Origin of the sequence: Shimia haliotis (assembly GCF_900114415.1) — a bacterium.
GTDB classification, from domain to species: Bacteria; Pseudomonadota; Alphaproteobacteria; order Rhodobacterales; family Rhodobacteraceae; genus Shimia; species Shimia haliotis.
Map to the genome: position 1 here is coordinate 20,528 of NZ_FOSZ01000004.1, position 20,618 is coordinate 41,145.

The 20,618-nt window shown below is 57.2% G+C and carries 22 protein-coding genes; 10 read left to right on the forward strand and 12 right to left on the reverse strand.

Features of this window, described 5'->3' with window-relative positions; genetic code table 11:
- Positions 1-28: 28 nt before the first annotated feature.
- The 7 genes from BM069_RS10760 to BM069_RS10790 form a co-directional block, all read right to left on the reverse strand.
- Complete coding sequence (locus tag BM069_RS10760; RefSeq protein WP_093323633.1) at positions 29-844, reverse strand: ABC transporter ATP-binding protein; 816 nt, start codon at positions 842-844, stop codon at positions 29-31.
- A gap of 75 nt (positions 845-919) precedes the next feature.
- Complete coding sequence (locus BM069_RS10765) at positions 920-2,203, reverse strand: ABC transporter substrate-binding protein (RefSeq protein ID WP_093323635.1); 1,284 nt, start codon at positions 2,201-2,203, stop codon at positions 920-922.
- Positions 2,204-2,281: 78 nt separating this feature from the next.
- Complete coding sequence (locus tag BM069_RS10770) at positions 2,282-3,358, reverse strand: branched-chain amino acid ABC transporter permease (protein ID WP_093323637.1); 1,077 nt, start codon at positions 3,356-3,358, stop codon at positions 2,282-2,284.
- Positions 3,358-3,615: a hypothetical protein gene (locus BM069_RS10775; protein ID WP_093323639.1), complete on the reverse strand. Its 258-nt coding sequence runs from the start codon at positions 3,613-3,615 to the stop codon at positions 3,358-3,360. Before BM069_RS10775 ends, BM069_RS10770 begins: the two co-directional genes overlap by 1 nt.
- 5 nt (positions 3,616-3,620) lie before the next feature.
- Positions 3,621-4,625: a branched-chain amino acid ABC transporter permease gene (locus BM069_RS10780; RefSeq protein ID WP_093323640.1), complete on the reverse strand. Its 1,005-nt coding sequence runs from the start codon at positions 4,623-4,625 to the stop codon at positions 3,621-3,623.
- Positions 4,626-4,666: 41 nt separating this feature from the next.
- Positions 4,667-5,482 carry an ABC transporter ATP-binding protein gene (locus BM069_RS10785; protein WP_093323642.1) on the reverse strand — a complete coding sequence of 272 codons (816 nt, stop codon included), beginning with the start codon at positions 5,480-5,482 and terminating at the stop codon, positions 4,667-4,669.
- The gene (locus tag BM069_RS10790; protein WP_093324123.1) at positions 5,479-7,449 is read right to left on the reverse strand and encodes an AMP-binding protein; all 1,971 of its coding nucleotides are present in this window, start codon (positions 7,447-7,449) and stop codon (positions 5,479-5,481) included. The genes BM069_RS10785 and BM069_RS10790 overlap by 4 nt, the downstream gene beginning before the upstream one ends.
- A 195-nt stretch (positions 7,450-7,644) precedes the next feature.
- Between BM069_RS10790 and BM069_RS10795 the strand changes: the two genes are divergently transcribed.
- The 3 genes from BM069_RS10795 to BM069_RS10805 all read left to right on the forward strand — a co-directional run bounded on the left by BM069_RS10795 (position 7,645) and on the right by BM069_RS10805 (position 10,821).
- On the forward strand, positions 7,645-9,558 hold the full coding sequence (locus BM069_RS10795) for a hybrid sensor histidine kinase/response regulator (protein WP_093323643.1): 1,914 nt from the start codon (positions 7,645-7,647) through the stop codon (positions 9,556-9,558).
- A gap of 7 nt (positions 9,559-9,565) precedes the next feature.
- Positions 9,566-10,276, forward strand: coding sequence for a response regulator transcription factor (locus BM069_RS10800; protein WP_093323645.1), 711 nt, complete (start codon positions 9,566-9,568; stop codon positions 10,274-10,276).
- Positions 10,277-10,422: 146 nt separating this feature from the next.
- Entirely contained in the window at positions 10,423-10,821 is a 399-nt protein-coding gene (locus BM069_RS10805) for an MAPEG family protein (RefSeq protein WP_093323647.1), read from the forward strand.
- 65 nt (positions 10,822-10,886) lie between these two features.
- On the opposite strand, the gene BM069_RS10810 is transcribed toward BM069_RS10805, so the two are convergent.
- On the reverse strand, positions 10,887-11,759 hold the full coding sequence (locus BM069_RS10810) for a LysR family transcriptional regulator (RefSeq protein ID WP_093323648.1): 873 nt from the start codon (positions 11,757-11,759) through the stop codon (positions 10,887-10,889).
- A gap of 97 nt (positions 11,760-11,856) precedes the next feature.
- Between BM069_RS10810 and BM069_RS10815 the strand changes: the two genes are divergently transcribed.
- Positions 11,857-12,138 carry a DUF1330 domain-containing protein gene (locus tag BM069_RS10815; RefSeq protein ID WP_093323650.1) on the forward strand — a complete coding sequence of 94 codons (282 nt, stop codon included), beginning with the start codon at positions 11,857-11,859 and terminating at the stop codon, positions 12,136-12,138.
- Between the two features lie 63 nt (positions 12,139-12,201).
- Positions 12,202-12,429 (forward strand): WGR domain-containing protein, encoded by a 228-nt coding sequence (locus tag BM069_RS10820; protein WP_093323651.1) that lies wholly within the window; start codon positions 12,202-12,204, stop codon positions 12,427-12,429.
- On the opposite strand, the gene BM069_RS10825 is transcribed toward BM069_RS10820, so the two are convergent.
- Positions 12,426-13,625: a hydantoinase/carbamoylase family amidase gene (locus BM069_RS10825; protein WP_093323653.1), complete on the reverse strand. Its 1,200-nt coding sequence runs from the start codon at positions 13,623-13,625 to the stop codon at positions 12,426-12,428. The genes BM069_RS10820 and BM069_RS10825 overlap by 4 nt on opposite strands.
- 160 nt (positions 13,626-13,785) lie before the next feature.
- On the opposite strand from BM069_RS10825, the gene BM069_RS10830 reads away from it, so the two are divergent.
- Positions 13,786-14,445 carry a histidine phosphatase family protein gene (locus BM069_RS10830; RefSeq protein ID WP_093323654.1) on the forward strand — a complete coding sequence of 220 codons (660 nt, stop codon included), beginning with the start codon at positions 13,786-13,788 and terminating at the stop codon, positions 14,443-14,445.
- Positions 14,446-14,451: 6 nt separating this feature from the next.
- On the opposite strand, the gene BM069_RS10835 is transcribed toward BM069_RS10830, so the two are convergent.
- Positions 14,452-14,634 (reverse strand): zinc-finger domain-containing protein, encoded by a 183-nt coding sequence (locus BM069_RS10835; RefSeq protein ID WP_093323656.1) that lies wholly within the window; start codon positions 14,632-14,634, stop codon positions 14,452-14,454.
- A 106-nt stretch (positions 14,635-14,740) separates the two neighbouring features.
- Here BM069_RS10835 and BM069_RS10840 point away from each other — a divergent pair, with 106 nt between their 5' ends.
- Positions 14,741-15,673, forward strand: a complete 933-nt coding sequence (locus tag BM069_RS10840; protein WP_093323657.1) for an ABC transporter ATP-binding protein — start codon at positions 14,741-14,743, stop codon at positions 15,671-15,673.
- 261 nt (positions 15,674-15,934) lie between these two features.
- Here the strand turns inward: BM069_RS10840 and BM069_RS10845 are convergent, their stop codons facing one another.
- Both BM069_RS10845 and BM069_RS10850 read right to left on the reverse strand, forming a co-directional pair.
- Positions 15,935-16,414: a DUF1203 domain-containing protein gene (locus BM069_RS10845; protein WP_093323658.1), complete on the reverse strand. Its 480-nt coding sequence runs from the start codon at positions 16,412-16,414 to the stop codon at positions 15,935-15,937.
- Between the two features lie 77 nt (positions 16,415-16,491).
- A complete protein-coding gene (locus tag BM069_RS10850; RefSeq protein WP_093323660.1) occupies positions 16,492-17,124 on the reverse strand; it encodes a TetR/AcrR family transcriptional regulator in 633 nt (210 codons plus the stop codon).
- 159 nt (positions 17,125-17,283) lie between these two features.
- Here BM069_RS10850 and BM069_RS10855 point away from each other — a divergent pair, with 159 nt between their 5' ends.
- The 3 genes from BM069_RS10855 to BM069_RS10865 all read left to right on the forward strand — a co-directional run bounded on the left by BM069_RS10855 (position 17,284) and on the right by BM069_RS10865 (position 20,616).
- Complete coding sequence (locus BM069_RS10855; protein WP_093323661.1) at positions 17,284-18,465, forward strand: acyl-CoA dehydrogenase family protein; 1,182 nt, start codon at positions 17,284-17,286, stop codon at positions 18,463-18,465.
- A gap of 10 nt (positions 18,466-18,475) precedes the next feature.
- On the forward strand, positions 18,476-19,591 hold the full coding sequence (locus BM069_RS10860; protein ID WP_093323663.1) for an acyl-CoA dehydrogenase family protein: 1,116 nt from the start codon (positions 18,476-18,478) through the stop codon (positions 19,589-19,591).
- Between the two features lie 149 nt (positions 19,592-19,740).
- Positions 19,741-20,616 carry a branched-chain amino acid ABC transporter permease gene (locus tag BM069_RS10865; protein ID WP_093324124.1) on the forward strand — a complete coding sequence of 292 codons (876 nt, stop codon included), beginning with the start codon at positions 19,741-19,743 and terminating at the stop codon, positions 20,614-20,616.
- Positions 20,617-20,618: the final 2 nt, after the last annotated feature.

A 20,618-nucleotide genomic window follows, 5' to 3' on the forward strand; every position in this document is an offset into this window, starting at 1 on the left:
GTGGGCGCAAAATACGCGCCCGTTAGGGTTAGCTCAGCCAACGCTTGCGGCGGCGATAGGACCGCACGTCGCGAAACGATTTACGGCCGTCATCGGACATGCCGAGATAGAATTCTTTCACGTCAGGGTTTTCGCGCAGTTCGGCAGCGGGGCCGTCCATCACAACGCGACCGGATTCCAGAATGTAGCCATAATGCGCAAAGCGCAGAGCAACATTGGTGTTCTGTTCAGCCAGAAGGAAGGTCGCGCCCTCTTTCTCGTTGAGGTCTTTGACGATGCCAAAGATTTCTTCCACAAGCTGCGGGGCAAGACCCATGGAGGGTTCATCAAGCAAAATGCACTCTGGCTTGCTCATCAAAGCGCGGCCAATGGCAACCATCTGCTGCTCACCACCCGAGGTATAACCCGCCTGCGATTTGCGACGTTCTTTCAAACGCGGGAAGTAGTTGTAGACCATTTCCAGATCCGCTGCGATGTCACCACCGCGCGTATAGGCACCGGTCAGAAGGTTTTCTTCCACGGTCAGGTGTTCAAAACAGTGACGGCCTTCCATCACCTGAATAACACCCTTTTTTACCAGCGATGCAGGATCCAACTCGGCGATGGGTTCGCCGCGATAGTTGATGGAGCCTTTGGTGACCTCGCCGCGCTCGGAGTGCAACAGGTTGGAAATCGCCTTGAGTGTCGTGGTTTTGCCCGCGCCGTTGCCACCCAACAATGCGGTGATACCGCCTTTGGGCACGCTCAGGCTCACGCCTTTGAGCACGAGGATCACGTGGTTGTAGATCACTTCGATGTTGTTGACCTCAAGAAGTGTCTCTTCGGTGCGACCAGCGTCAAGCATTTGCGTTGTCTTTCATCTCGTGTGGAAGTGTGCCCCGGCCGGCCAAACCGGCCGGGACGATCCTGTCAAAGCGCCTTAGTTGCAGCGCTCTGCGATGTTGTTTTCAGACGCGTAAGAACCGGAGTCTTCTGCGATCAGCGCGCCGATCACTTCCATGTCGGTTTCCGCGAACTCGGAGATCAGCGACCAAGTCTGGTTAGCTGCGTCCCACTGGGTCACACCAACGAGGCCGGGGCCGCCGTGGTTTTCACAGGACACGGAGAAGGACGGACCAAAGTTCGGCATGCCGAGGCCGGCCATTTTCTCTTCGGTGATTTCCAGAGCTTCCATACCGTCACGCATCTGAGCTGCGGTGATGTCTGCTGTGCCGTGGATTTCCTGAGCGGTTTTCGCCGCTTCGGCTGCGAGCATCGCTGCGTACATACCGCGGTTGTAGAGAACGTTACCGATCTGGTCGCCAGCGCCAGCAGCTTTGCCGGTGTCGACAACGTACTTCTGGATGTCAGCAAAGATCGGGAAGTCACGACCAACGTTGTGGAACGTCAGTGCTTTGTAGCCGTTTGCTTTGTCGCCTGCGGACAGAACGTCATGTTCCGCACCGGACCACCAGATGCCGATGAAGTTTTCCATCGGGAAACGGATGTTCGCGGCTTCCTGAATGGCAACCTGGTTCATCACGCCCCAGCCCCACATCAGAACGGTGTCAGGCTTTTCGCGACGGATCTGCAGCCACTGGGACTTCTGCTCCTGACCGGGGTGGTCAACAGGCAGCAGGCTCAGTTCAAAGCCGTGCTTTTTCTGCAGTTCTTCGAGCGTACGGATCGGCTCTTTGCCGTATGCGGAGTTGTGGTAAACCAGAGCGATTTTGTGGCCGTTCAGGTCGCCACCGTTTTCCGCCAGCAGGTAATTTACCGCGCCGGACGCACCGTTCCAGTAGGTACCCGGGTAGTTAAAGGTATGGCTGAAGACTTTGCCGTTTGCAGCAGAAGTCCGGCCGTAACCCATGGTGTGCATCGGGATGCCGTCCGCGGTGGTTTTGGGGATCAGCTGATAGGTGATGCCGGTGGAGAGCGGTTGATACACCAGAGCGCCTTCGCCCTTGGTGGATTCGTAGCACTCAACGCCTTTTTCGGTGTTGTAGCCGGTTTCACATTCCAGCAGGCGAGTCGGAACGCCGCCGATGCCGCCGTCACGCTCGTTCAGCAGCGTGAAGTAATCCGCATAGCCATCCGCGAAGGGGATGCCGCCAGCGGCGTAAGGGCCGGTACGGTAGCTCAGCGACGGGAACACGAGGTCCGCCATTGCCGGAGCGGCTGCCATTACGGCGGTCACGGCCATGGTTGCTAGTTTCATCTTCATCGGGTTTCCTCCCTTGGTTTTGTCCGATGTTGGTTGCCGAGGCCTCCCCGCCCCGGAATGGTTGGTTCTGGCCCCGCCTTAGTGCGGGAAGGGCCACAACCGCAGTTTCTGCTTCGTCACGCGCCACAGTTGCGCAAGGCCGTGTGGTTCCAGAATGAGGAACAACACGATCAGGCCACCCACGATCACCAACTGCAAGTGTGCAACGATGTCTGTGGGCCAGCCTAGCATGTCCACGCCGACAACCTTCAGCACCACTGGGAGCAGTACGAGGAAAGCGGCACCGGCGAAGGAGCCGAAAATCGAGCCCAGACCACCGATGATGATCATGAAGAGCACGAGGAACGATTTGTTGATGCCAAAGGCTTCGCCAACTTCAACAGCACCGAGGTAGAGCGCGAAGAACAGCGCGCCGGAGATGCCGATAAAGAAACCGGATGCGCCAAAGGCGGTCATTTTGGCCTTCATCGGGTTCACACCGATGATTTCAGCCGCGATGTCCATGTCGCGGATGGCCATCCACTTACGACCAGCCATACCACGGGTCATGTTGCGGGCGATCAGGGCGCTCAGCACCAGAAACACGAGGCAGAAGAGATAGGTTGCCCATGCTTCGGTGTTGGGGCCGGTCACAGGGATGCTGAACACGGTGCGCTCGGGTGCGTTGATCTGACCGGATGCGGAGTAGTTGTAGAACCACGGCACACGGTTGAAGAGCCACACGAGGAAGAACTGCGCCGCCAGCGTTGCTACCGCGAGGTAGAACCCTTTGATGCGCAGACTTGGTAGCCCAAAGAGCACGCAGACAAATGCTGTGATCCCGCCGGAAAGTATGACGTGGAAGAAGATGTTCACTTCGGGGAAGGCGGTCATCAGCTTGTAGCAAGCATATGCGCCCACAGCCATGAAACCACCGGTGCCGAGAGACACCTGCCCGCAGTAACCCACGAGAATGTTGAGGCCGATCGCAGCGATCGAGTAGATCAGGAACGGCAGGAAGATTGCGTTTGCCCAGTAATCGTTGATCACAAAAGGCACGACGCAGAAGGCAAATGCCAGAGCGACGTAGTAGCCGCGACGGTCGATTTTGATCGGGAACGTCTGGTTGTCAGAGGCGTAGGACGTTTTGAAATCGCCAGCTTCACGATAGAACATCAGGCGGTCTCCTCGTTGTATTCTTTTTCAAGGTGGGACCGGTCCGCCCGGTTCCGAGATTTTGCATAGCCGGTGCGCTCGCTTGTGCGCACCAGATGGAAGTAGGCCCAGATGCCCGCCGCTGCGCCAAGTGCCGCGAGAACTGCCGCTATGGTCATTTGACGACCATTGGCGGGGTCAGCAGTCAGAGCGAGAAACCCGAAGGCCCAGAACCCTGACCATGCGATCACATTAAGAATGGCAACCAGCTTGGGCATCCGCGTCAGACCCTCTCGATGATCTTTTCGCCGAACAGACCCTGAGGCCGGAAGACGAGGAAGAGGAGAGCGAGCACGTAGGCGAACCAGTTCTCAGTCGCGCCGCCCACAAGCGGGCCAACCCAGAATTCGAACAGTTTTTCACCCACACCGATGATCAGACCGCCAACAATGGCGCCCGGGATCGAGGTGAAGCCGCCCAGCATCAGAACCGGAAGGGCCTTCAGCGCGATGAGCGAGAGTGAGAACTGAACGCCGGATTTGGCGCCCCACATGATACCTGCGACCAAAGCGACGAACCCTGCAAGCGACCAGACCAGAACCCAGATGAAGTTGAGCGAGATACCCACCGACAGAGCGGCCTGGTGGTCGTCTGCCACGGCGCGCATGGCGCGGCCCTGTTTGGTATACTGGCTGAAGGCAATCAGCGCCGCCACAAGGATACCCGCCACGATGGTCGCGGTGATGTCGAGGTTGTCGATGAAGAAGCCATAGCCAAAGGCGTTGAAGGTGAATTCATCAATCGCGAGGTTGATCCCCTGCGGCAAGCAGGTGTTCGCAGTCATGCAGAAATCGAGTTTTTTGATTTCGGAGTTCCACATCAGGTCGGCAAAGCCTTCGAGGAAATATGCCAGGCCGATGGTCGCCATGAAGAGGATGATCGGCTCTTGCCCAACCAGATGGCGGAACACAAAGCGTTGCACCGCCCAGGCCAGCAGGATCATCACGATCACTGTAAAGATCAACGCAAACACCGAAGGAACATTCCACCCGAAAGTGTGCACATGTGTGCCAAAAATGGCATTGATCAGATGGGCAAAGGGCACCTGGCCGTTCTGGATGCCCACAAGGGTCATCGCTGCAAACAGCGCCATAACACCTTGCGCAAAGTTAAAGATGCCGGAGGCCTTGTAGATCAGGACGAAGCCCAGCGCGACAAGCGCATAGAGCACGCCCGCCATCAGGCCGTTGAGGAAGACCTCCATCGCAAATGCGAGTTGTTCAGGCATGGCGCACGCCTCCGGTTTTCAGTGTCATTTCAGTCAGTTGATTAGTCATGTGCCACCCCCAGATAGGCGTCGATGACGGCCTGGTTGTTGCGCACTTCGTCCGGCGTGCCGTCGCCGATCTTTTTGCCGTAGTCCATCACAACAACCCGATCGGAAAGGTCCATAACAACGCCCATGTCGTGTTCGATCAAGGCGATGGTGGTGCCGAATTCGTCGTTCATATCGAGGATAAAGCGGGACATGTCCTCCTTTTCCTCAACATTCATACCGGCCATTGGTTCGTCCAGCAGAAGAATCGACGGCTCCGCCGCCAGCGCGCGGGCGAGCTCGACACGCTTCTTCAGGCCATAGGGCAGACGGCCAACCGGCGTTTTGCGGATCGCCTGAATTTCGAGGAAGTCGATGATCTTCTCGACAAACTCGCGGTTTTCCACTTCTTCCTGCTGGGCCTTGCCCATCCAGATCGCCTGACTCAGCAAGCCAGCGTTCATCTGGCGCATGCGTCCGGTCATGACGTTGTCCAGAACGGTCATGCCTTCAAACAATGCGATGTTCTGGAAGGTCCGTGCGATACCCTGCTGTGCCACCTCGTAGGGTTTCATAGGCGGACGCTTGGCACCTTTATACCAAACTTCACCTTCCTGCGGCACATAGAAGCCGGAGATGACGTTCAGCATCGAAGACTTACCGGCACCGTTCGGGCCGATGATCGCGCGGATCTCACCTTCGCGGATGTCGAACGAAATATCCGTGATCGCCTTCACACCGCCAAAGCGCAGTGTGATGTTTTTCATTTCCATCACGGTCGGGCCAATTGTGCGACCGTCCTCGGTGACGTAGCTTTCCTGCGTGCTCATTCTGCGGCTACCTTTGCTGCGGTTGAGACGACTGCGGCGTCGCGCAGTTCAAGGGTGGCCTTGATCGAGCCTTTGCGGCCGTCTTCATAGGTCACTTCGGTTTCGGTCGAGACCGTGGTGGAGCCGTCATAAAGCGCATCCACGAGGTCCTTGAACTTGTCGGCCACAATCACACGGCGCACCTTGCGGGTCCGGGTCATTTCGCCGTCATCCGCGTCCAGTTCCTTGTGCAGCACAAGGAAGCGGTGGATTTGGCAACCGGCCAGCATCGGGTCAGCGGCAACCGATTTGTTCACGGTTTCCACATGGCTCTGAATGCTGTCGAGAACCTTCGGGTGACCCGCGAGTTCTTGATAGGACGCGTACGCGATGTTGTTGCGTTCCGCCCAGTTGCCCACCGCCGTCAAGTCGATGTTGATAAAGGCGACACAGTTCTCTTTTCCGTTGCCAAACAGCACGGCCTCAAGAATGTCAGGATAGAACTTGAGTTTGTTCTCGACATATTTCGGCGCGAACATAGAACCGTCCGCCATTTTGCCAACGTCTTTGGCGCGGTCGATGATGCGTAGATGGCCGGAACCCTCTTCAAAGAAGCCCGCGTCACCCGTTGCCACCCAGCCTTCAGCGTCTTTAGTCGAGGCGGTGGATTCAGGATTGTTGTAGTATTCCACAAAGGTGCCCGGCGAGCGGTAAAAGATTTCGCCATTGTCGGCAATTTTGATTTCCACGTCGGGGCTTGGCACGCCCACGGTGTCCGCGCGCACCTCACCGTCCGGCTGGGCGGTGATGAATACGGTGGCTTCGGTTTGACCATAAAGCTGTTTCAGGTTGATGCCGAGGGAGCGGTAGAATTCGAAAATCTCCGGCCCGATCGCTTCACCAGCGGTATAGCCAACACGCACGCGGCCAAAGCCAAGCGTGTCTTTCAGCGGGCCATAAACAAAGAATTCGCCCAGCTTGTACTTCAGCTTGTCCATCCCGCCGACAGGCTTGCCGTCCAGAATGTTGGGGCCAACCTTTTTGGCGAGATCCATGAAGTAGCGGAACATGCGGCGCTTGAGCGGGCCGGCGTCTTCCATGCGGATCATCACGTTGGTGAGCTGTGTTTCAAACACGCGCGGCGGGGCAAAGTAGTAGGTCGGCCCAATTTCGCGCAGGTCGGTCATCATTGTGTCCGGCGATTCCGGGCAGTTCACACAGAAACCGGTCCAGTAGGCCTGACCGATCGAGAAGATGAAGTCACCCACCCAAGCCATCGGCAGATAGGCGAGGATTTCTTCGCCTGCGCCGAGGTTGTCGAACTCGGACGAATTCTTGGCGCTTTCAATCACGTTGCGGTTGGAAAGAACCACGCCTTTCGGCTTGCCGGTGGTACCCGAGGTGTAGAGCATCACGCAGGTGCTGTCATAAGTCAGCTTGGCGCGGCGTTCCTGCAGATCGGTGATCCATTCGTCATAGGCGGCACGGCCCTGATTCTGGATGTGACTGAACTCATGCAGCGCGTGGTGGTCGTATTTACGCAGGCCACGCGGATCGATGTAGATCATGTGTTTGAACTGATGCAGGTGTTCCTGAATCTCAATGATCTTGTCGACCTGCTCCTGGTCTTCGACGATGGCGTATTTCGCGCCGCAGTGGCCAAGGATGTACTCCATCTCTTCGGCGGCACTGTCGTTGTAAACCGGTACGGGCACCGCGCCTACGGATTGCGCGGCCACCATCGACCAATAGAAATAAGGGCGATTGCGGCCAATGATGGCGACAAAGTCACCCTCTTCAACACCAAGGTTGATCAGGCCAAGCGCGAGCGCCTCGATTTCTTTTTCTGTTTCTGCCCAAGTCCAGCGCTGCCAAATGCCGAACTCTTTCTCCCGATATGCGTCCTTGTCCGCATAGAGAGTGGCGTTACGCTGCAAGAGCGCCGGAACGGATGCGAGTCCGCCGGTCGCCTGTGACGACTGTGCCAAAATGTATTCCTCCCATTCACCCGCGGCTGCGGGCTGAAACCGCCGAAACGATTCTTCACCTTCCAAGGTGCGAATTAGAACCTCGCGGTCAACTTTTTCCTGAACATTTCCCAATCCTTTCGAATTGTAACAGCATGCATTTCTGACTTTGCCCGCTTCTGCCCGAGTGGTAGCGGTGAGTAGAAGGAGATCACGATGCAGCCTTCGGCCCGCAAAATTCAGGACATGACCGCCGCAGGTCTGAACCTCATCAAGCAGGCGTTGTCGATTTATGACAGCGATCTGAAGCTAGTGGTGGCCAACGCACGATTCAGGGAGATGTTCTCAATTCCGCGCGCGCTGATTCAACCTGGCGCGGATTTTTCGGACACTATTCGGTTTTTGATCGAAAACGGTGAATACGGGCATGTGCCGGAAGATATTGTCGAAGAATTCATCGCCGAACGCGTGGAACGTGCTCGTGCATTTGAGCCTCATTACTTTGAGCGCGAGCGCGCGGATGGGCGCTGGATCAGCGTCGAGGGTTCGCCGCTTCCGCAGGGTGGCTGGGTTGCCGTTTACACGGACATTACGTCCACGAAGCGACAGGAGGCTCTGCTTCGGTCTCGATCTGAAGAGCTTTCGGATCAGGTGCTGAAACACGCTGAGGAATTGTCGGCCACCAACCGAGAATTGGAGGCGACTGTCCAAACTTTGGAAGAGGTCAAACGCCAATTGACCGAAAGTGAAGCACGGATGCGGTTGACGGCGGAGATGATGCCGGCCCACATCGCGCATCTTGGCCCCGATCGGCTATATACCTATTCCAACCGACGCCTAAGCGCGGTGATCCCGGGTCGGCCTTCTGATATCGTGGGTATGCACGCGCGTGACGCTTTGGGAGAGAGTGCGTTTACCGCCATCGAGCCCTACATGGAACGCGCCTTTCGTGGAAAGGCCTCGGTGTTTGAATTCAACGAACATCCCTCGACGCGCCGTATCCGAGTGGCTTTTACACCTGATGATGCCTCTGACGACATGCGCGGGGTCTATGTGCTGTCTATGGATGTAACAGAGGAAACCCAGGCCCGCGTGGCACTGCAACAAACTCGTCGCCGCGAAATTGCCGCTCAGATGACGAGCGGGCTGGCCCATGATTTTTCCAACCTTCTGACCATTATTCTCGGCACTCAGGGAAAGCTCAGCAAGATTGATTTGCCGGGCGATGCCCCCGAATTGGTGGAGGCCACTCTTGGCGCTGCTCGGCGTGGCGGTAAACTTTTGGATCAACTTGCCAATGTCACAGGCCCCCGTGTTCCTCATTTGGAACCGACGGACATGCGCAAATTCCTTGCCGATCTGGAAACGCTGGCTCGCCCAACGCTGGACGGAGCTGTCACGCTTATTATCGAAAACAATATTCCCGATGAAACCGTGATGCTCGACACCGCAATGCTGCAAGACAGTTTGGTCAACCTTTTGCTAAACGCGCGAGATGCATGTGGCGGGGACGGCACGATTTTGTTGATTGCCGAGCTCGTCCAAAACACGTGGGTTCAGTTCACGGTCCGTGACACCGGCACAGGGTTCAGCGACGAAGCCTTAATGCGCGCGCTTGATCCGTTTTTTACGACAAAAGGTTCCGACGGCAGCGGCCTGGGTCTCGCCATGGTTTATGACATGACCAAGCTCGTGGGCGGCGACATAAAAATCGGCAACACAGGCACCGGCGGACAGGTTCGCATGCGCTTGCCACTACGACGCGCAATGCAGGGCACGGCACCAGGACTGGCCCTTTTGGTGGAAGACAACCCCGATCTGCGGGGCCTGATCCGCGATATGCTTACGGATATGCAACACACCGTCATCGAAGCTGCCAGTGTCGAAGAGGCGCACATTTTGCTGGAACAGGTCCCTGACATCACACTTGTTCTGTCAGACATCTCACTGGAAGGCGAAGCAACGGGCGTGGACCTCGTGCGCTCCTTGCGCAACGACGCAATTCCCGCATATTTAATGACCTCCTTGCCGGTCAGTGATCCACTCTATATCGAAGGCGCATCCCGAGCGCCCGTTTTGTCCAAGCCGTTCACTGGCGACCAGCTTGACCAATTCCTGCACCCGAAGTGAGACCCCCATGACTGCCCCGCTTGTCACCATTCTGGACGATGAACCCGAGATCCGCCGCATCCTTGCGGACGCTTTGGAAGACGCGGGGTTTCGCACAATGGGATTTTCACGGGCCACCGAATTCGAGGCAATGCTGAAGTCAACCACGCCGGATGTGTGTCTTGTTGATCTTGGTCTGCCGGATAAGGACGGGTTGACGTTGGTGCATCGTCTGGCTCTGGAAGTGGGCGCCGCGGTGATCATCATATCTGGCCGTGCGCAAGTGCAAGATCGGATCACTGGGCTGGAACTCGGCGCAGACGACTACATCATCAAGCCGTTTGATCCGACCGAAGTTGTCGCGCGCGTCCGCGTCCGGTTGCGCAAAGACCGTGCCGCGACGCCGGCGTCTGGTCCTGCGAACACGGCTGAATTCAACGGCTGGACCGCCTATTTCGACCGCTATGTACTGATCGACGAAGAGGGCGAAGAAACCACTTTCAGCCACGCTGAAGGCGAAGTTCTGCGCCTATTTCTGGAGAGCCCGAAACGACTTGTCAGCCGCGCACAGATGCAAGAGATCCTTGGTGGCGCCGCCGGAGAGAGTTTTGATCGCGCCATGGATGTTCGTATCTCCCGTCTACGCACCAAATTGCGGGAAGACCCGAAAAACCCACGCCTGATCAAAACCATCTATGGTGCTGGTTACATTTTCTTGGGTGACGTCACCTGGCGCTAAGCTGACGACAAATTTCCCCACAATACCTAGGCGTTACCCCACGATATACGCAACTTGTAGATTTCACCCACAAGATGAGCTACACTTGTTTCATTGTTAAGTGGCGTTGCGGGTCGCAAAGGCCCGCCTTTTGAGAGGTTTGCGATATGACCGAGCTTGAGCATTACACCGCTCTGACCGCTCTTTGGGTCGGATTGGCTTGGGCGCCTTATATCGTTGATCGGGTTTTGGTGCGCGGCCTTTTAGGGGCCCTTGCCAACCCCAGTCCTGATGCAATCCCGCAATCGCACTGGGCGCAACGCGCCAAGCGCGCGCACAAAGTGGCTGTTGAAGCCTTTCTCCCCTTTGCTGTACTCGCGCTCATGGCGATGATGCGGGCACCGGATGATATTTATGCGGGTACTTTGGCAAAAACCTTCTTCTTTGCTCTTGTCGCGCATTATCTCATCTACCTCTTCGGCATCATTGTATTGCGCACGCTGGCCTTCGTGGTCGCGGTAAGCGCAATGGGTCTCATGGCGCTACATGTGCTGGGTGTCACCTAAAGAAATCTCACGGATCACTCCCGCCTTCCCCGCAGACCAGACCATCGGCTGCGGGGAATTTTTTTTCACGCGACAAACTCTGCACGACGTTTCCTGAATTCCGGCACCAAAATCTCACGAAAGGCTTTGACCTTTGCGCTTGGCCAGACGTCCGGATGACCCACCAACCATACATCTGCATAGGTTTGGGGCTCTATCGCGGGCACCTGTACAAGGCCTGGCGTCGCGCGACCGAGAAACACCGGCATCCGCACAACGCCCAACCCTGACACCGCGGCCCCGACCATTGCGGCCATGTCGTTGCAAACCAAAACCACACGACTATTGGGAAACCTTTCCAACGCCTGTTTGGGGACATGTGCGATCTGCTCATAAACCACCCAGTCGATGACCGCAGCTTTGCCTTCTGTCATACGCTCGGCCCAGATCGGTGCGGCGAAGCTTGCGCTGTCCTGTGCGGCCATGCGCAAACCGGTCAGGCTGTCTCCGGGTGACGCGCTGATCCGGATTGCCAAATCAGCCTCGCGTCGGGTCAGGTCGGCCAATTCATTACCGGCTTTCAGGTACACCTCGACGGCTGGATGCGCCTCAGCAAACTGTGCGATTGCAGGTGCAACATATGGGCCAATCATCAATTGTGGCGCCGTCAGTACAAGCCGCCCAGACAGGCGCTCGTCCTGTCCTTGCAACTGACGCAAGAGATCGTGCTCGCGCGCCTCCATTTCGGCGGCATGTTCAGCCACCCGCAAACCCGCGCGCGTGGGCTGATAGCCATCCGCCAAGCGTTCAAAAAGGATCATATCCAGAGCGCTCTCGGCCCGCGCAATACGCCGCGCGACGGTGGTGTAGTTCACGCCCAAAGCAGCGCCCGCCGCTGCCAATGAGCCTCCGCGCACCACGTGCAATACCGTTTTTAGGTCATCCCAATCAACATTCATGCATGCAGTATTGCATGTGTTACATGCAATACCACGCGTTTTTGCAAATTCAATCTGCCCCTACTCTGGAGACACCTCAGAAAAGACGGAGAATTTCATGATCTATGCGTATGCGAAACTGACCGTTTCAAACCCCGAAGCCCTGTCCGACTACCGTGATAAAGCCGGCCCTGCCCTTGCTCGCCACGGAGGAAAAGTGGTGCAAGGCAGCGGCAATGTGATGCCAATCGACGGTGCGCCGGACGTGCCGGATGTGGCGGCCATACTGTCTTTTCCCGACAAGAATAGCGCGCTGCAGTGGATCAACGATCCGGATTTGGCCGACATCCATGCCCTGCGCCGCAGTTCTGGTGGGTCCGAGATTTTGTTACTGACCTGACGGCGGCGTAGCGCGAAACACAGACCCTATTGCGCCGTGATTCGCAGCGCGATAGGATTCCTTATGGCGATCTGCATCTTATATAAGCCATCCCTTAAAACACGCCCGCGGTACTACCGCGTTGAAATCGCTATGAACCTCTTTGAGGAGGTTTCGGTGATGCGTGAATGGGGAGTGGCCGGCGGAAAAGGCGCAAGCCGCGTGAACATCTTCGGCAATCTGCGCGAAGCCTCTAACGCTGCTGATCGGTATCGTCGACGTGCGCAACGCCGCGGCTATGCTCGCGACTAATTCGTCAACCGCGACACAGCACGCGCCAAGACCTTGAGACCGGTCACAAGATCAGCTTCGTTTGTGTCCTCCGCAAACGCATGACTGATGCCATTGATAGACGGCACAAACAGCATTGCCACCGGCATCAAGGCCGACACGCAGGTGGCATCATGCAGAGCGCCTGACGGCATTTCGCGCCATTTTGCCGGAGCCTCAGCCTCTGCCGCCTCAGACAAAGCAGCCTTAAGTCTTGCGTCCATCGCCACAGGTTCCAAAGCCCAATAATCGCTGAGTTCGACTTGCAACCCCCGATCCTCGGCAACCGCTTTAGCTGTGACACGGATGACATCTTCCATCCGATTCAAACGGGCGAGATCACGGTCTCGCCACTGCATCGAAAATCGTGCCCTCCCCGGTACAATCGAACTTGCGTTAGGGTGGACGCTGACGTGGCCGTTCGTCCACACAGTGCTGTCACTCACAATAGGACCAAACGCTGTGTTTATCTGGCTGATCGCATCTAGCATTCCCTGCACCGCATCGCGCCGAAAATGCATAGGCGTCGTCCCGGCATGGTTCTGATCCCCGATAAAGGTGATGTTGATATCTCGAATGCCCACAATGTCCGTCACAACGCCGATGGCCTCCCCTGCCTGATCCAGCCACGGACCCTGCTCGATGTGCATCTCGATAAAACCGGTGAATCGCTTCGGATCGACAAAGTCACCCGCCAGGGACGCCATCGACGCGCGCGCCTCGGCAAAGGACACACCGTCGAAATCGGTAAATTTGTCCGCCTGTTCCAGTGACACGCCACCGGCCCAAATCGAACTTGCTGTGGTGCCGCCAAACCGGCCTTCTTCGTCCTGAAAAGACACCACTGACACCGCGGCCCCACCGGATTCTTTGGCGGCACGCGCAATCTCCAAAGCGGCAATCACACCCAATGCCCCATCAAGCCAGCCTCCCTCGGGCTGGCTATCGGAATGCGATCCCGTCAACAAGGACGGCCCTTCCGCCAATCCCCAGACCGAGCCCGCCGGATCCACATGCGCTTCAAGTCCCGCTGCCTCGAACTGCGCCAGAAGCCATTGCCGCGCATCAATATCGGCCTTTGAAAAAGCCGGGCGCACGACCCCTTTGCCAACGCCAGATGCGCCAAAAGAACGTAGCTTGTGCAGATCACGCAAAAAGCGGTCGGTGTTGATGTTCATCGCGGTCTCCAAAGTTTTTCGTTCTCAAAATACCTCTGCCGGAGGTGCCCGCAATCACAACCCTCAAATCCGGCGGAAATTGTCTGACAACCTCGCGTTATCCCCCCTTTTTCCAACAGCCAAGCTGGCTTACTCAGAGACTAACCAAAGGAACGATCTCATGCCGCACATCACTCTGGTCCGCCACGGACAGGCCAACACCGAAGCCCGCGACGAGGAAAGCTATGACCGCCTTTCAGAGCTAGGGCATCAACAGGCCGAATGGCTTGGCGCACATATGCGCGATACAGGCGATCGCTTTGCGCGGGTTTATACAGGAGCCATGCGACGTCATCGGGAAACCGCCGCGGGCATGCGGACACAGGATCACGCGGAAATTGTTGAAGACGCGCGCCTCAATGAATTCGCCTATTTCACGCTCAGCCAGCTTATGGAAGAACAGCACGGTCTCAAAGTGCCCACAGAGCGCGAGGGATTTGTGCGGCACCTACCCACTGTGTTGGGCGCGTGGGAGCGGGGCGAGATCGAAGGCGTGCCGGAAACCCACGCCGCTTTCTCGGCCCGCATCCGGGATGTGACGTCAGAAATCGCCGCAGGCCAAGGCCGTGCCTTGGTTGTCACCTCAGGCGGGCTGATTGGCACGGTTTTGCGTCAGACACTTGATCTTGATGTAGAGGGTTGGGCCAAGATGTGTCTGGCAATCCAGAACACCTCTGTTCACCGCTGGCAGATGGTTCTGGATAAACCCCTGCTGGTGCAGTTCAACATGATCTCCCATCTGGAAGCGCCCGAACGCCACCACGCCCAGACACATCTCTGAAACCTGTCACTCAGTGGTTTCAGCGAAATCTTTGTGAACGTATTTCGCGTCACAATAAGGGCATTCAACCCAGCCGTGCTCGTTCGGGATCTGCAACCACACGCGCGGATGGCCCAGCGCGCCTTCGCCGCCGTCACAGGAAATGCGATAGCTGTCCACGATCTTGGTTTCGGGTGCCTCGATGGTCATATCTGGGTCGTCCTTGGCAAAGTCTTTGAGCCGCGTGCCCCTAAGGTCTGGCGGCTTTGGTCAGGCAGCGATAATAGGGATTGCGCAGCGAGGAGCAAGAGCGGCCATGACCCACAACGCGATAGAAATCCGCGGCTTGAGAAAGACATACCGCGGCGGGCGCAATGAACCTGAGAAACACGCACTCAAAGGTGTTGATCTGGATATCCCTGCCGGCTCCATCTTTGGCCTGCTCGGCCCCAATGGTGCTGGCAAGTCCACGATGATCAACATCATGGCCGGACTGGTGATTAAAACCCAAGGCGCAGTCCGCATCTGGGGATTTGATCAGGACGAAAACCCACGCCAATCCCGCGCCGCCATTGGCGTGATGCCGCAAGAATTGAACCTCGACCCTTTTTTCACCCCACGCGCAGCACTTGAAGTACAGGCAGGTCTTTATGGCGTGCCAAAACCCCAACGCCGCAGCGATGAAATTCTTGAAATGGTTGGATTGTCGGACAAGGCCGAGGCCTACGCTCGCACTCTGTCGGGCGGTATGCGTCGCCGCCTTTTGCTGGGCAAGGCGTTGGTACACCACCCGCAAATTCTTGTGCTAGATGAACCAACTGCGGGTGTGGACATCGAATTGCGCCAGATGCTTTGGACCAACATTCGCAAGCTGAACGCAGAACGTGGCATGACCATCATCCTGACCACGCATTACCTCGAAGAAGCCGAGGAGATGTGCGACGAGATCGCCATCATCAATCACGGTGAACTGGTCACCCGCGACAGCACGGCTAACCTGCTTGGGCAGATCGACAGCAAATGTATGGTCATTGAGCCTGTCAGCAAACCGGACCGCTTACCCACTTTGGACGGGGTTGAAGTCACTCTGCGCAACAACGGCGCGCTTGCCCTGACCTATCAAGCCCGCGCCATCAGTGCCGAAGACGTACTCGGAGCGGTGCGCCAGGCCGGCATTGCCATCGCGGATGTGAAGACCGAGCAAGCAGACCTAGAAGATGTGTTCCTGAAACTTACCAAGTCAAAATAGGGGCCAAGCCCCTCACTCACAGCCAAGCTGTGAGCACACCCAGAGGTATTTTCGAGAACAAAAAGACGAGGTGAAAGCATCGTGCGCCCAGCCTGTGCACCGGTCGACATTGCGCGAAGCTACGCATCAGGCAGGGCGTCTTTTTCGTTCACGGCCAGCGGCTCCTCAGCCTGTACCGCAACCACAGATTGCGTGATTCGGGGTTAACAAATCGTTGCGTCTTTTTGTTCCCCAAATACCTCGGGGGAATCGTGAGCCTGCTCACGTTGGGGGCAGCGCCCCCTCTATGCGCAAAAGATAGCAGTTGTTCTTGGCGGACCTTGCATGAACATAGGCAACGCGATCCTGCACCAGAATACTCTTTGATGCCTCTTCTATCTCCGCTTTCTCGACTATCGCGCCGGTGCCATAGACGATTCTGTGATCCGCAGAGTAACCCTTGATCAGATAGGTAGATGAATACGACAAAATCTCCGGAGGCACCTGCTCGTTGTCGGGGTGGTCACACTCATCAGCACACAGGAAAATCGGGCCCGTCTCGGCGTAGGGCTGTTTTTCAGGAAAGGGGCAATGCGCCAGAACCAGCATCTCTGCCCCCTTTGGCACGTTCTTTAGACAATGGCGGCAAGGCGCGCCTGATCCGTCCGATATCTGACGCTCTGGCGCGCGGCCGTACGCATCGGGGGCGCCGGAGCGATAGGCGCGTGCCTCATCTGATGGCATGGGGATGTACTGCAACATTGGTCTCTCCTGATTGGGAACTGACCAAAGTTTGCCTTCACGACCACAGCTACACGACCCGTTTCCTGCGCAAAGCCTTAGCGCAGCGCGGCCACGGCCATATCTGAAAGCTGATTTGCCAGATCAGGGATGAAACTCGCAGGCTCATCCTCTCGCGGGCGATACCAGAACACCGGTGCGTTGATCAGCAACAGAATGGATTGCAGCGCAATCGACAGGTTTTGGTCCCGAAAAGACCCGTCCTGCATGCCCGCCTGCAAAATGCCGCGGAAGATGTCCTCATAGGCACGCCGTTCGGTCCGAATCTGCTTGAACAATTCTCGTTCAAGCGACGTTGTCGATTTCTGATTCATTCCAACGTAGGACTGAATAATCACCTTGTGATAAGGCAGCGTCCGCAGGATTTCAGGAATGTGCAACGTTATCATTTTGCGCAGGTTGGCCTCTGGTGTCTCTGCTGGATCCACCGCTGGTCCGACCTCTTCATGCACGAAATCTGCCGCGCGCAAACAAACTTCAGCCAGCAACACACCCTTGGACGGAAAATGGTGATAAATCCGTCCTTTGGTTGATCCAAGGTGCCGCGCGACATCGTCAATGGACGCTGTATCCGCGCCCAGCTTGGTAAAAACCTCCGCCGCTGCATCCAGGATCTCCGCCTTGGATTTGCTCATAGGTTTCTTGTCGGTTTGCGCGGCCGCAGCAGTCATTCACTTATTCCCTTCAACACTTTCCCTAGGGTGAGCCGCGTGGCTGACGCGACGTCGCGGGGGTGGCCTTCGTTGACAGCATACTGAGTAGTATGTTTGCATTTCAGTTGCAACGCCAGCGCCAACAAGACCGGCGCACCGGCAGGGAGGAATAAGACGATGACGGACCTGGAGACCTTCCGGGAGGAAACACGCAACTGGCTTAAGGCGAATTGCCCGCCCGAGATGCGTGAGCCGATGGGCGAAGATGATATCTGCTGGGGTGGGCGTAAGTTCGAGTTCAGCTCGCCTGCTCAGAAACAGTGGCTTGAGGTCAACGCTGAGCGCGGCTGGACCGTGCCAGCATGGCCCAAAGCCTATGGCGGTGGCGGCCTGTCGGGCCCAGAGCAGAAAGTACTCGCCGAAGAAATGAAGCGTATAAATGCGCGCCCACCGCTTCAAAGCTTTGGCATTTGGATGCTTGGGCCAGCCTTGTTGCACTTCGGCTCTGAGGAGCAGAAACGCCATTACCTGCCGCAGATCGCCCGCGGTGAAATTCGCTGGTGTCAGGGGTATTCCGAACCCGGCGCGGGATCGGACCTTGCCAGTTTGCAAACCAAAGGCGTCGATAAAGGCGACCACTTTGAGGTCACGGGCCAGAAAATCTGGACCTCTTATGCCGACAAGGCGGACTGGATTTTCTGCCTTGTGCGCACCGAGCCGGATGAAAAGAAACACACCGGCATTTCCTTCCTGCTTTTTGACATGGAAACCGAAGGCGTCAGCACCAAGCCGATCAAGCTGATCTCAGGCGCGTCGCCCTTCTGCGAAACCTTCTTTGATGCGGTCAAAGTGCCATCCGAGCAGATCGTCGGTGAGCGTGGCCAAGGCTGGACCATTGCGAAATACCTGCTGACGCATGAGCGTGAAATGATTGGCGGCTCTGATTCCGCGATCTTTGCCAAGTCCGACCTGATTTCCGACGCCGCGCAGGCGATTGGTCTAGATGACGCGGGTCGTCTGGACGATCCGATGATGCGCGCTGAACTGGGTGAATTCATCGTTGATGAGATGGCCTTTGACGCGCATGTCGCCATGACGCGTGCCTATATGCGAGCGGGCAACGAGTTGGGCGCGCGGTCAGCCGAGTTGAAATACCTCGGCACCGAGCTCAACAAACAGCGCCAGTCGTTGCGGGTTGCTGCCGGTGGTGCGGATGATCTGGTCTGGGAAGGCGGGTCCAATGATGCGGGCCAAGCCGCCAAAGACTGGCTGCGGTCCAAAGCCAACAGCATCGAAGGCGGCACATCCGAGGTCATGTTGTCGATCCTGTCCAAAGCCATTCTGAAGATGCCGGGTTGAGGGGCTGATCATGGAAATTCTGAACGAAGACTTGGGTATGGTGGCCGAAAGCGCCGCTGGCCTGCTGAGCCAATCCCACCCGATCACCGCCTTCCGCGCGTTGCGCGATAGCGGTGCCGCACTGGGCTATGACAAGGCCATTGTTGGTGAGATGGCCGAGATGGGATGGATGGGCATCGCGTTGCCCGAGGACGTTGACGGGGCCGATTTCGGCTTCCGCGCCGCGGGTCTGATTGCCGAGGAGATGGGCAAAAACCTAACCGCGGGGCCATTCCTTTCGACTGCGATTCTGGCTGCAACAGTTTTACGTACTGCTGGCGGAGACACATTGGCGCAATGGGGACCGCGAATTGCAGGCGGAGATGCCGTGATCGCGCTGGCGTTGGAAGAAGGCGTGAAACACCGCCCCAACCGTATCGCCACGACGGCGACCAAAGCCGCGGACGGTACAACGTTGAACGGGCGCAAGTCATTTGTTGTGGATGGCGTGGATGCCGACCGCCTCATTGTCGCTGCGAAGGATGGCGACGCGCTGGTTTTGGCGTTGGTCGACCCCCAGACAAAGGGCGTGTCGGTGACATCGCAGGTCATGTTGGATCACCGAAACACCGCGGTTGTGTCGCTGGATGATGCCTTAGTGCCTGCCGAAGCAATCATTGCCGAAGGCGACGCGGCCCAAGCGGCTCTGGACGCCACATTGCGGGCGGGTCGCGCTGTGGCCGCTGCTGAGCAGTTGGGCAACGCCAAGGCCGCAGCGGAGCAGACTTTTGAATACCTGCGCACCCGTAAACAGTTCGGCGTGCTGATCGGCATGTTCCAAGCCCTGCAACACCGCGCCGCGGATCTTTATTGCGAGCTGGAGCAGACCTCTTCGCTGGTGGCCGAAGCACTCAATGCACTGGATCAGGGACGAGATGACGCCGAAGCGTTGAGCCGTGCGGCCAAAGCAAAAGCCGCCCGTGTGGGGCGTCAGGCCACCGAGGAAGGTGTGCAGATGCACGGCGGAATTGGCATGACCGACGAGATGGATCTGGGCCTCTTTATGAAGCGCGACCGCGCACTTTCCGAGTTCCTCGGGGATGCAGGACACCACACGGAATGGCTGCTGAAACAGCGCGGCATCTAGGCAACTGCCCTTTACGGAAACGTAAAGGGCGCACCACATGACGTAACGGCGTCTAGGCCACGGGAGGGGTCACGGCGCTTGACGCAGGGGAGGCAGGTCGGAAGACTGACCGTCAAGAAATGCCGGAAAACCGGCAATGGGAGGAAAAATTGGAAGTTTTGCAACTGCTCGTCAGCGGGCTTGCGAACGGCTGTGTTTACGGTCTGATCGCGCTCGGGTTCGTGCTGATTTACAAAGCGACCGAGCAAGTGAATTTCGCGCAGGGCGATTTCATGATGCTAGGCGCGTTTATCACATTGGGTCTCACGAACGCACACTACATGGGGCTGCCCTTCTGGGTTGCCGCGCCGCTAGCCATCGCCATCATGGCGGTACTGGGCTACCTGCTCGATTTCTTCGTGCTGCGTCACCTCTTTGGCCAAAGCCAGACTGCGGTCGTGATCCTGACCATTGCCTTGGGCTTTGTGATCCGCTTCATCGCGGGCTTGATCTGGACCCACGAACCCCAGACCTTGGAAAGCCCGCTTGCGATCGGTGACATCAATGTTGGCGGTGTGGTGCTGGGTATGGCGGATGTGGCGGTGATCGTTGTCACGGTTCTCATGACCTTCTTCCTTTATCAGTTCTTCCAGCGCACCAAACTGGGTTTGGCGATGCAAGCTGCGTCGCAGAACCAGATGGCGGCCTACTTCATGGGTATTCCGGTGAAGCGCGTGCAGGGCATGATCTGGGGTCTGTCGGGCGCAGTTGCCGCCGTCGCAGGCATCCTTTTCGCCTCCAAAGGGGCGATTGATCCAAACGCCGGCCTTTTGGGTATCAAAGCCTTCGCTGCAGCCGTTATTGGTGGATTTGGATCGCTTCCGGGCGCGTTGATGGGCGGCCTTATTGTCGGTGTGATCGAACCCTTCGCATCCCGCTATTTCCCTGCCGGATACAGCCAGATCGCGCCATACACGCTTCTGCTGTTTGTTCTGGTTTTTCGTCCACACGGGCTCTTTAGCCAAGTCCGCACAAAGAAGGTCTGAAC

Bases quoted from the DNA above. Each gene is read 5' to 3' on its own strand.
- BM069_RS10760 (WP_093323633.1), bottom strand. From the start codon at position 844: ATGCTTGACGCTGGTCGCACCGAAGAGACACTTCTTGAGGTCAACAAC.
- BM069_RS10835 (WP_093323656.1), bottom strand. From the start codon at position 14,634: ATGACCATCGAGGCACCCGAAACCAAGATCGTGGACAGCTATCGCATT.
- BM069_RS10785 (WP_093323642.1), bottom strand. From the start codon at position 5,482: ATGAGCACGCAGGAAAGCTACGTCACCGAGGACGGTCGCACAATTGGC.
- BM069_RS10775 (WP_093323639.1), bottom strand. From the start codon at position 3,615: ATGCCCAAGCTGGTTGCCATTCTTAATGTGATCGCATGGTCAGGGTTC.
- BM069_RS10820 (WP_093323651.1), top strand. From the start codon at position 12,202: ATGGCGATCTGCATCTTATATAAGCCATCCCTTAAAACACGCCCGCGG.
- BM069_RS10805 (WP_093323647.1), top strand. From the start codon at position 10,423: ATGACCGAGCTTGAGCATTACACCGCTCTGACCGCTCTTTGGGTCGGA.
- BM069_RS10845 (WP_093323658.1), bottom strand. From the start codon at position 16,414: ATGTTGCAGTACATCCCCATGCCATCAGATGAGGCACGCGCCTATCGC.
- BM069_RS10825 (WP_093323653.1), bottom strand. From the start codon at position 13,625: ATGAACATCAACACCGACCGCTTTTTGCGTGATCTGCACAAGCTACGT.
- BM069_RS10830 (WP_093323654.1), top strand. From the start codon at position 13,786: ATGCCGCACATCACTCTGGTCCGCCACGGACAGGCCAACACCGAAGCC.
- BM069_RS10860 (WP_093323663.1), top strand. From the start codon at position 18,476: ATGGAAATTCTGAACGAAGACTTGGGTATGGTGGCCGAAAGCGCCGCT.
- BM069_RS10765 (WP_093323635.1), bottom strand. From the start codon at position 2,203: ATGAAGATGAAACTAGCAACCATGGCCGTGACCGCCGTAATGGCAGCC.
- BM069_RS10800 (WP_093323645.1), top strand. From the start codon at position 9,566: ATGACTGCCCCGCTTGTCACCATTCTGGACGATGAACCCGAGATCCGC.
- BM069_RS10770 (WP_093323637.1), bottom strand. From the start codon at position 3,358: ATGTTCTATCGTGAAGCTGGCGATTTCAAAACGTCCTACGCCTCTGAC.
- BM069_RS10795 (WP_093323643.1), top strand. From the start codon at position 7,645: ATGCAGCCTTCGGCCCGCAAAATTCAGGACATGACCGCCGCAGGTCTG.
- BM069_RS10815 (WP_093323650.1), top strand. From the start codon at position 11,857: ATGATCTATGCGTATGCGAAACTGACCGTTTCAAACCCCGAAGCCCTG.
- BM069_RS10810 (WP_093323648.1), bottom strand. From the start codon at position 11,759: ATGAATGTTGATTGGGATGACCTAAAAACGGTATTGCACGTGGTGCGC.
- BM069_RS10850 (WP_093323660.1), bottom strand. From the start codon at position 17,124: ATGACTGCTGCGGCCGCGCAAACCGACAAGAAACCTATGAGCAAATCC.
- BM069_RS10840 (WP_093323657.1), top strand. From the start codon at position 14,741: ATGACCCACAACGCGATAGAAATCCGCGGCTTGAGAAAGACATACCGC.
- BM069_RS10780 (WP_093323640.1), bottom strand. From the start codon at position 4,625: ATGCCTGAACAACTCGCATTTGCGATGGAGGTCTTCCTCAACGGCCTG.
- BM069_RS10855 (WP_093323661.1), top strand. From the start codon at position 17,284: ATGACGGACCTGGAGACCTTCCGGGAGGAAACACGCAACTGGCTTAAG.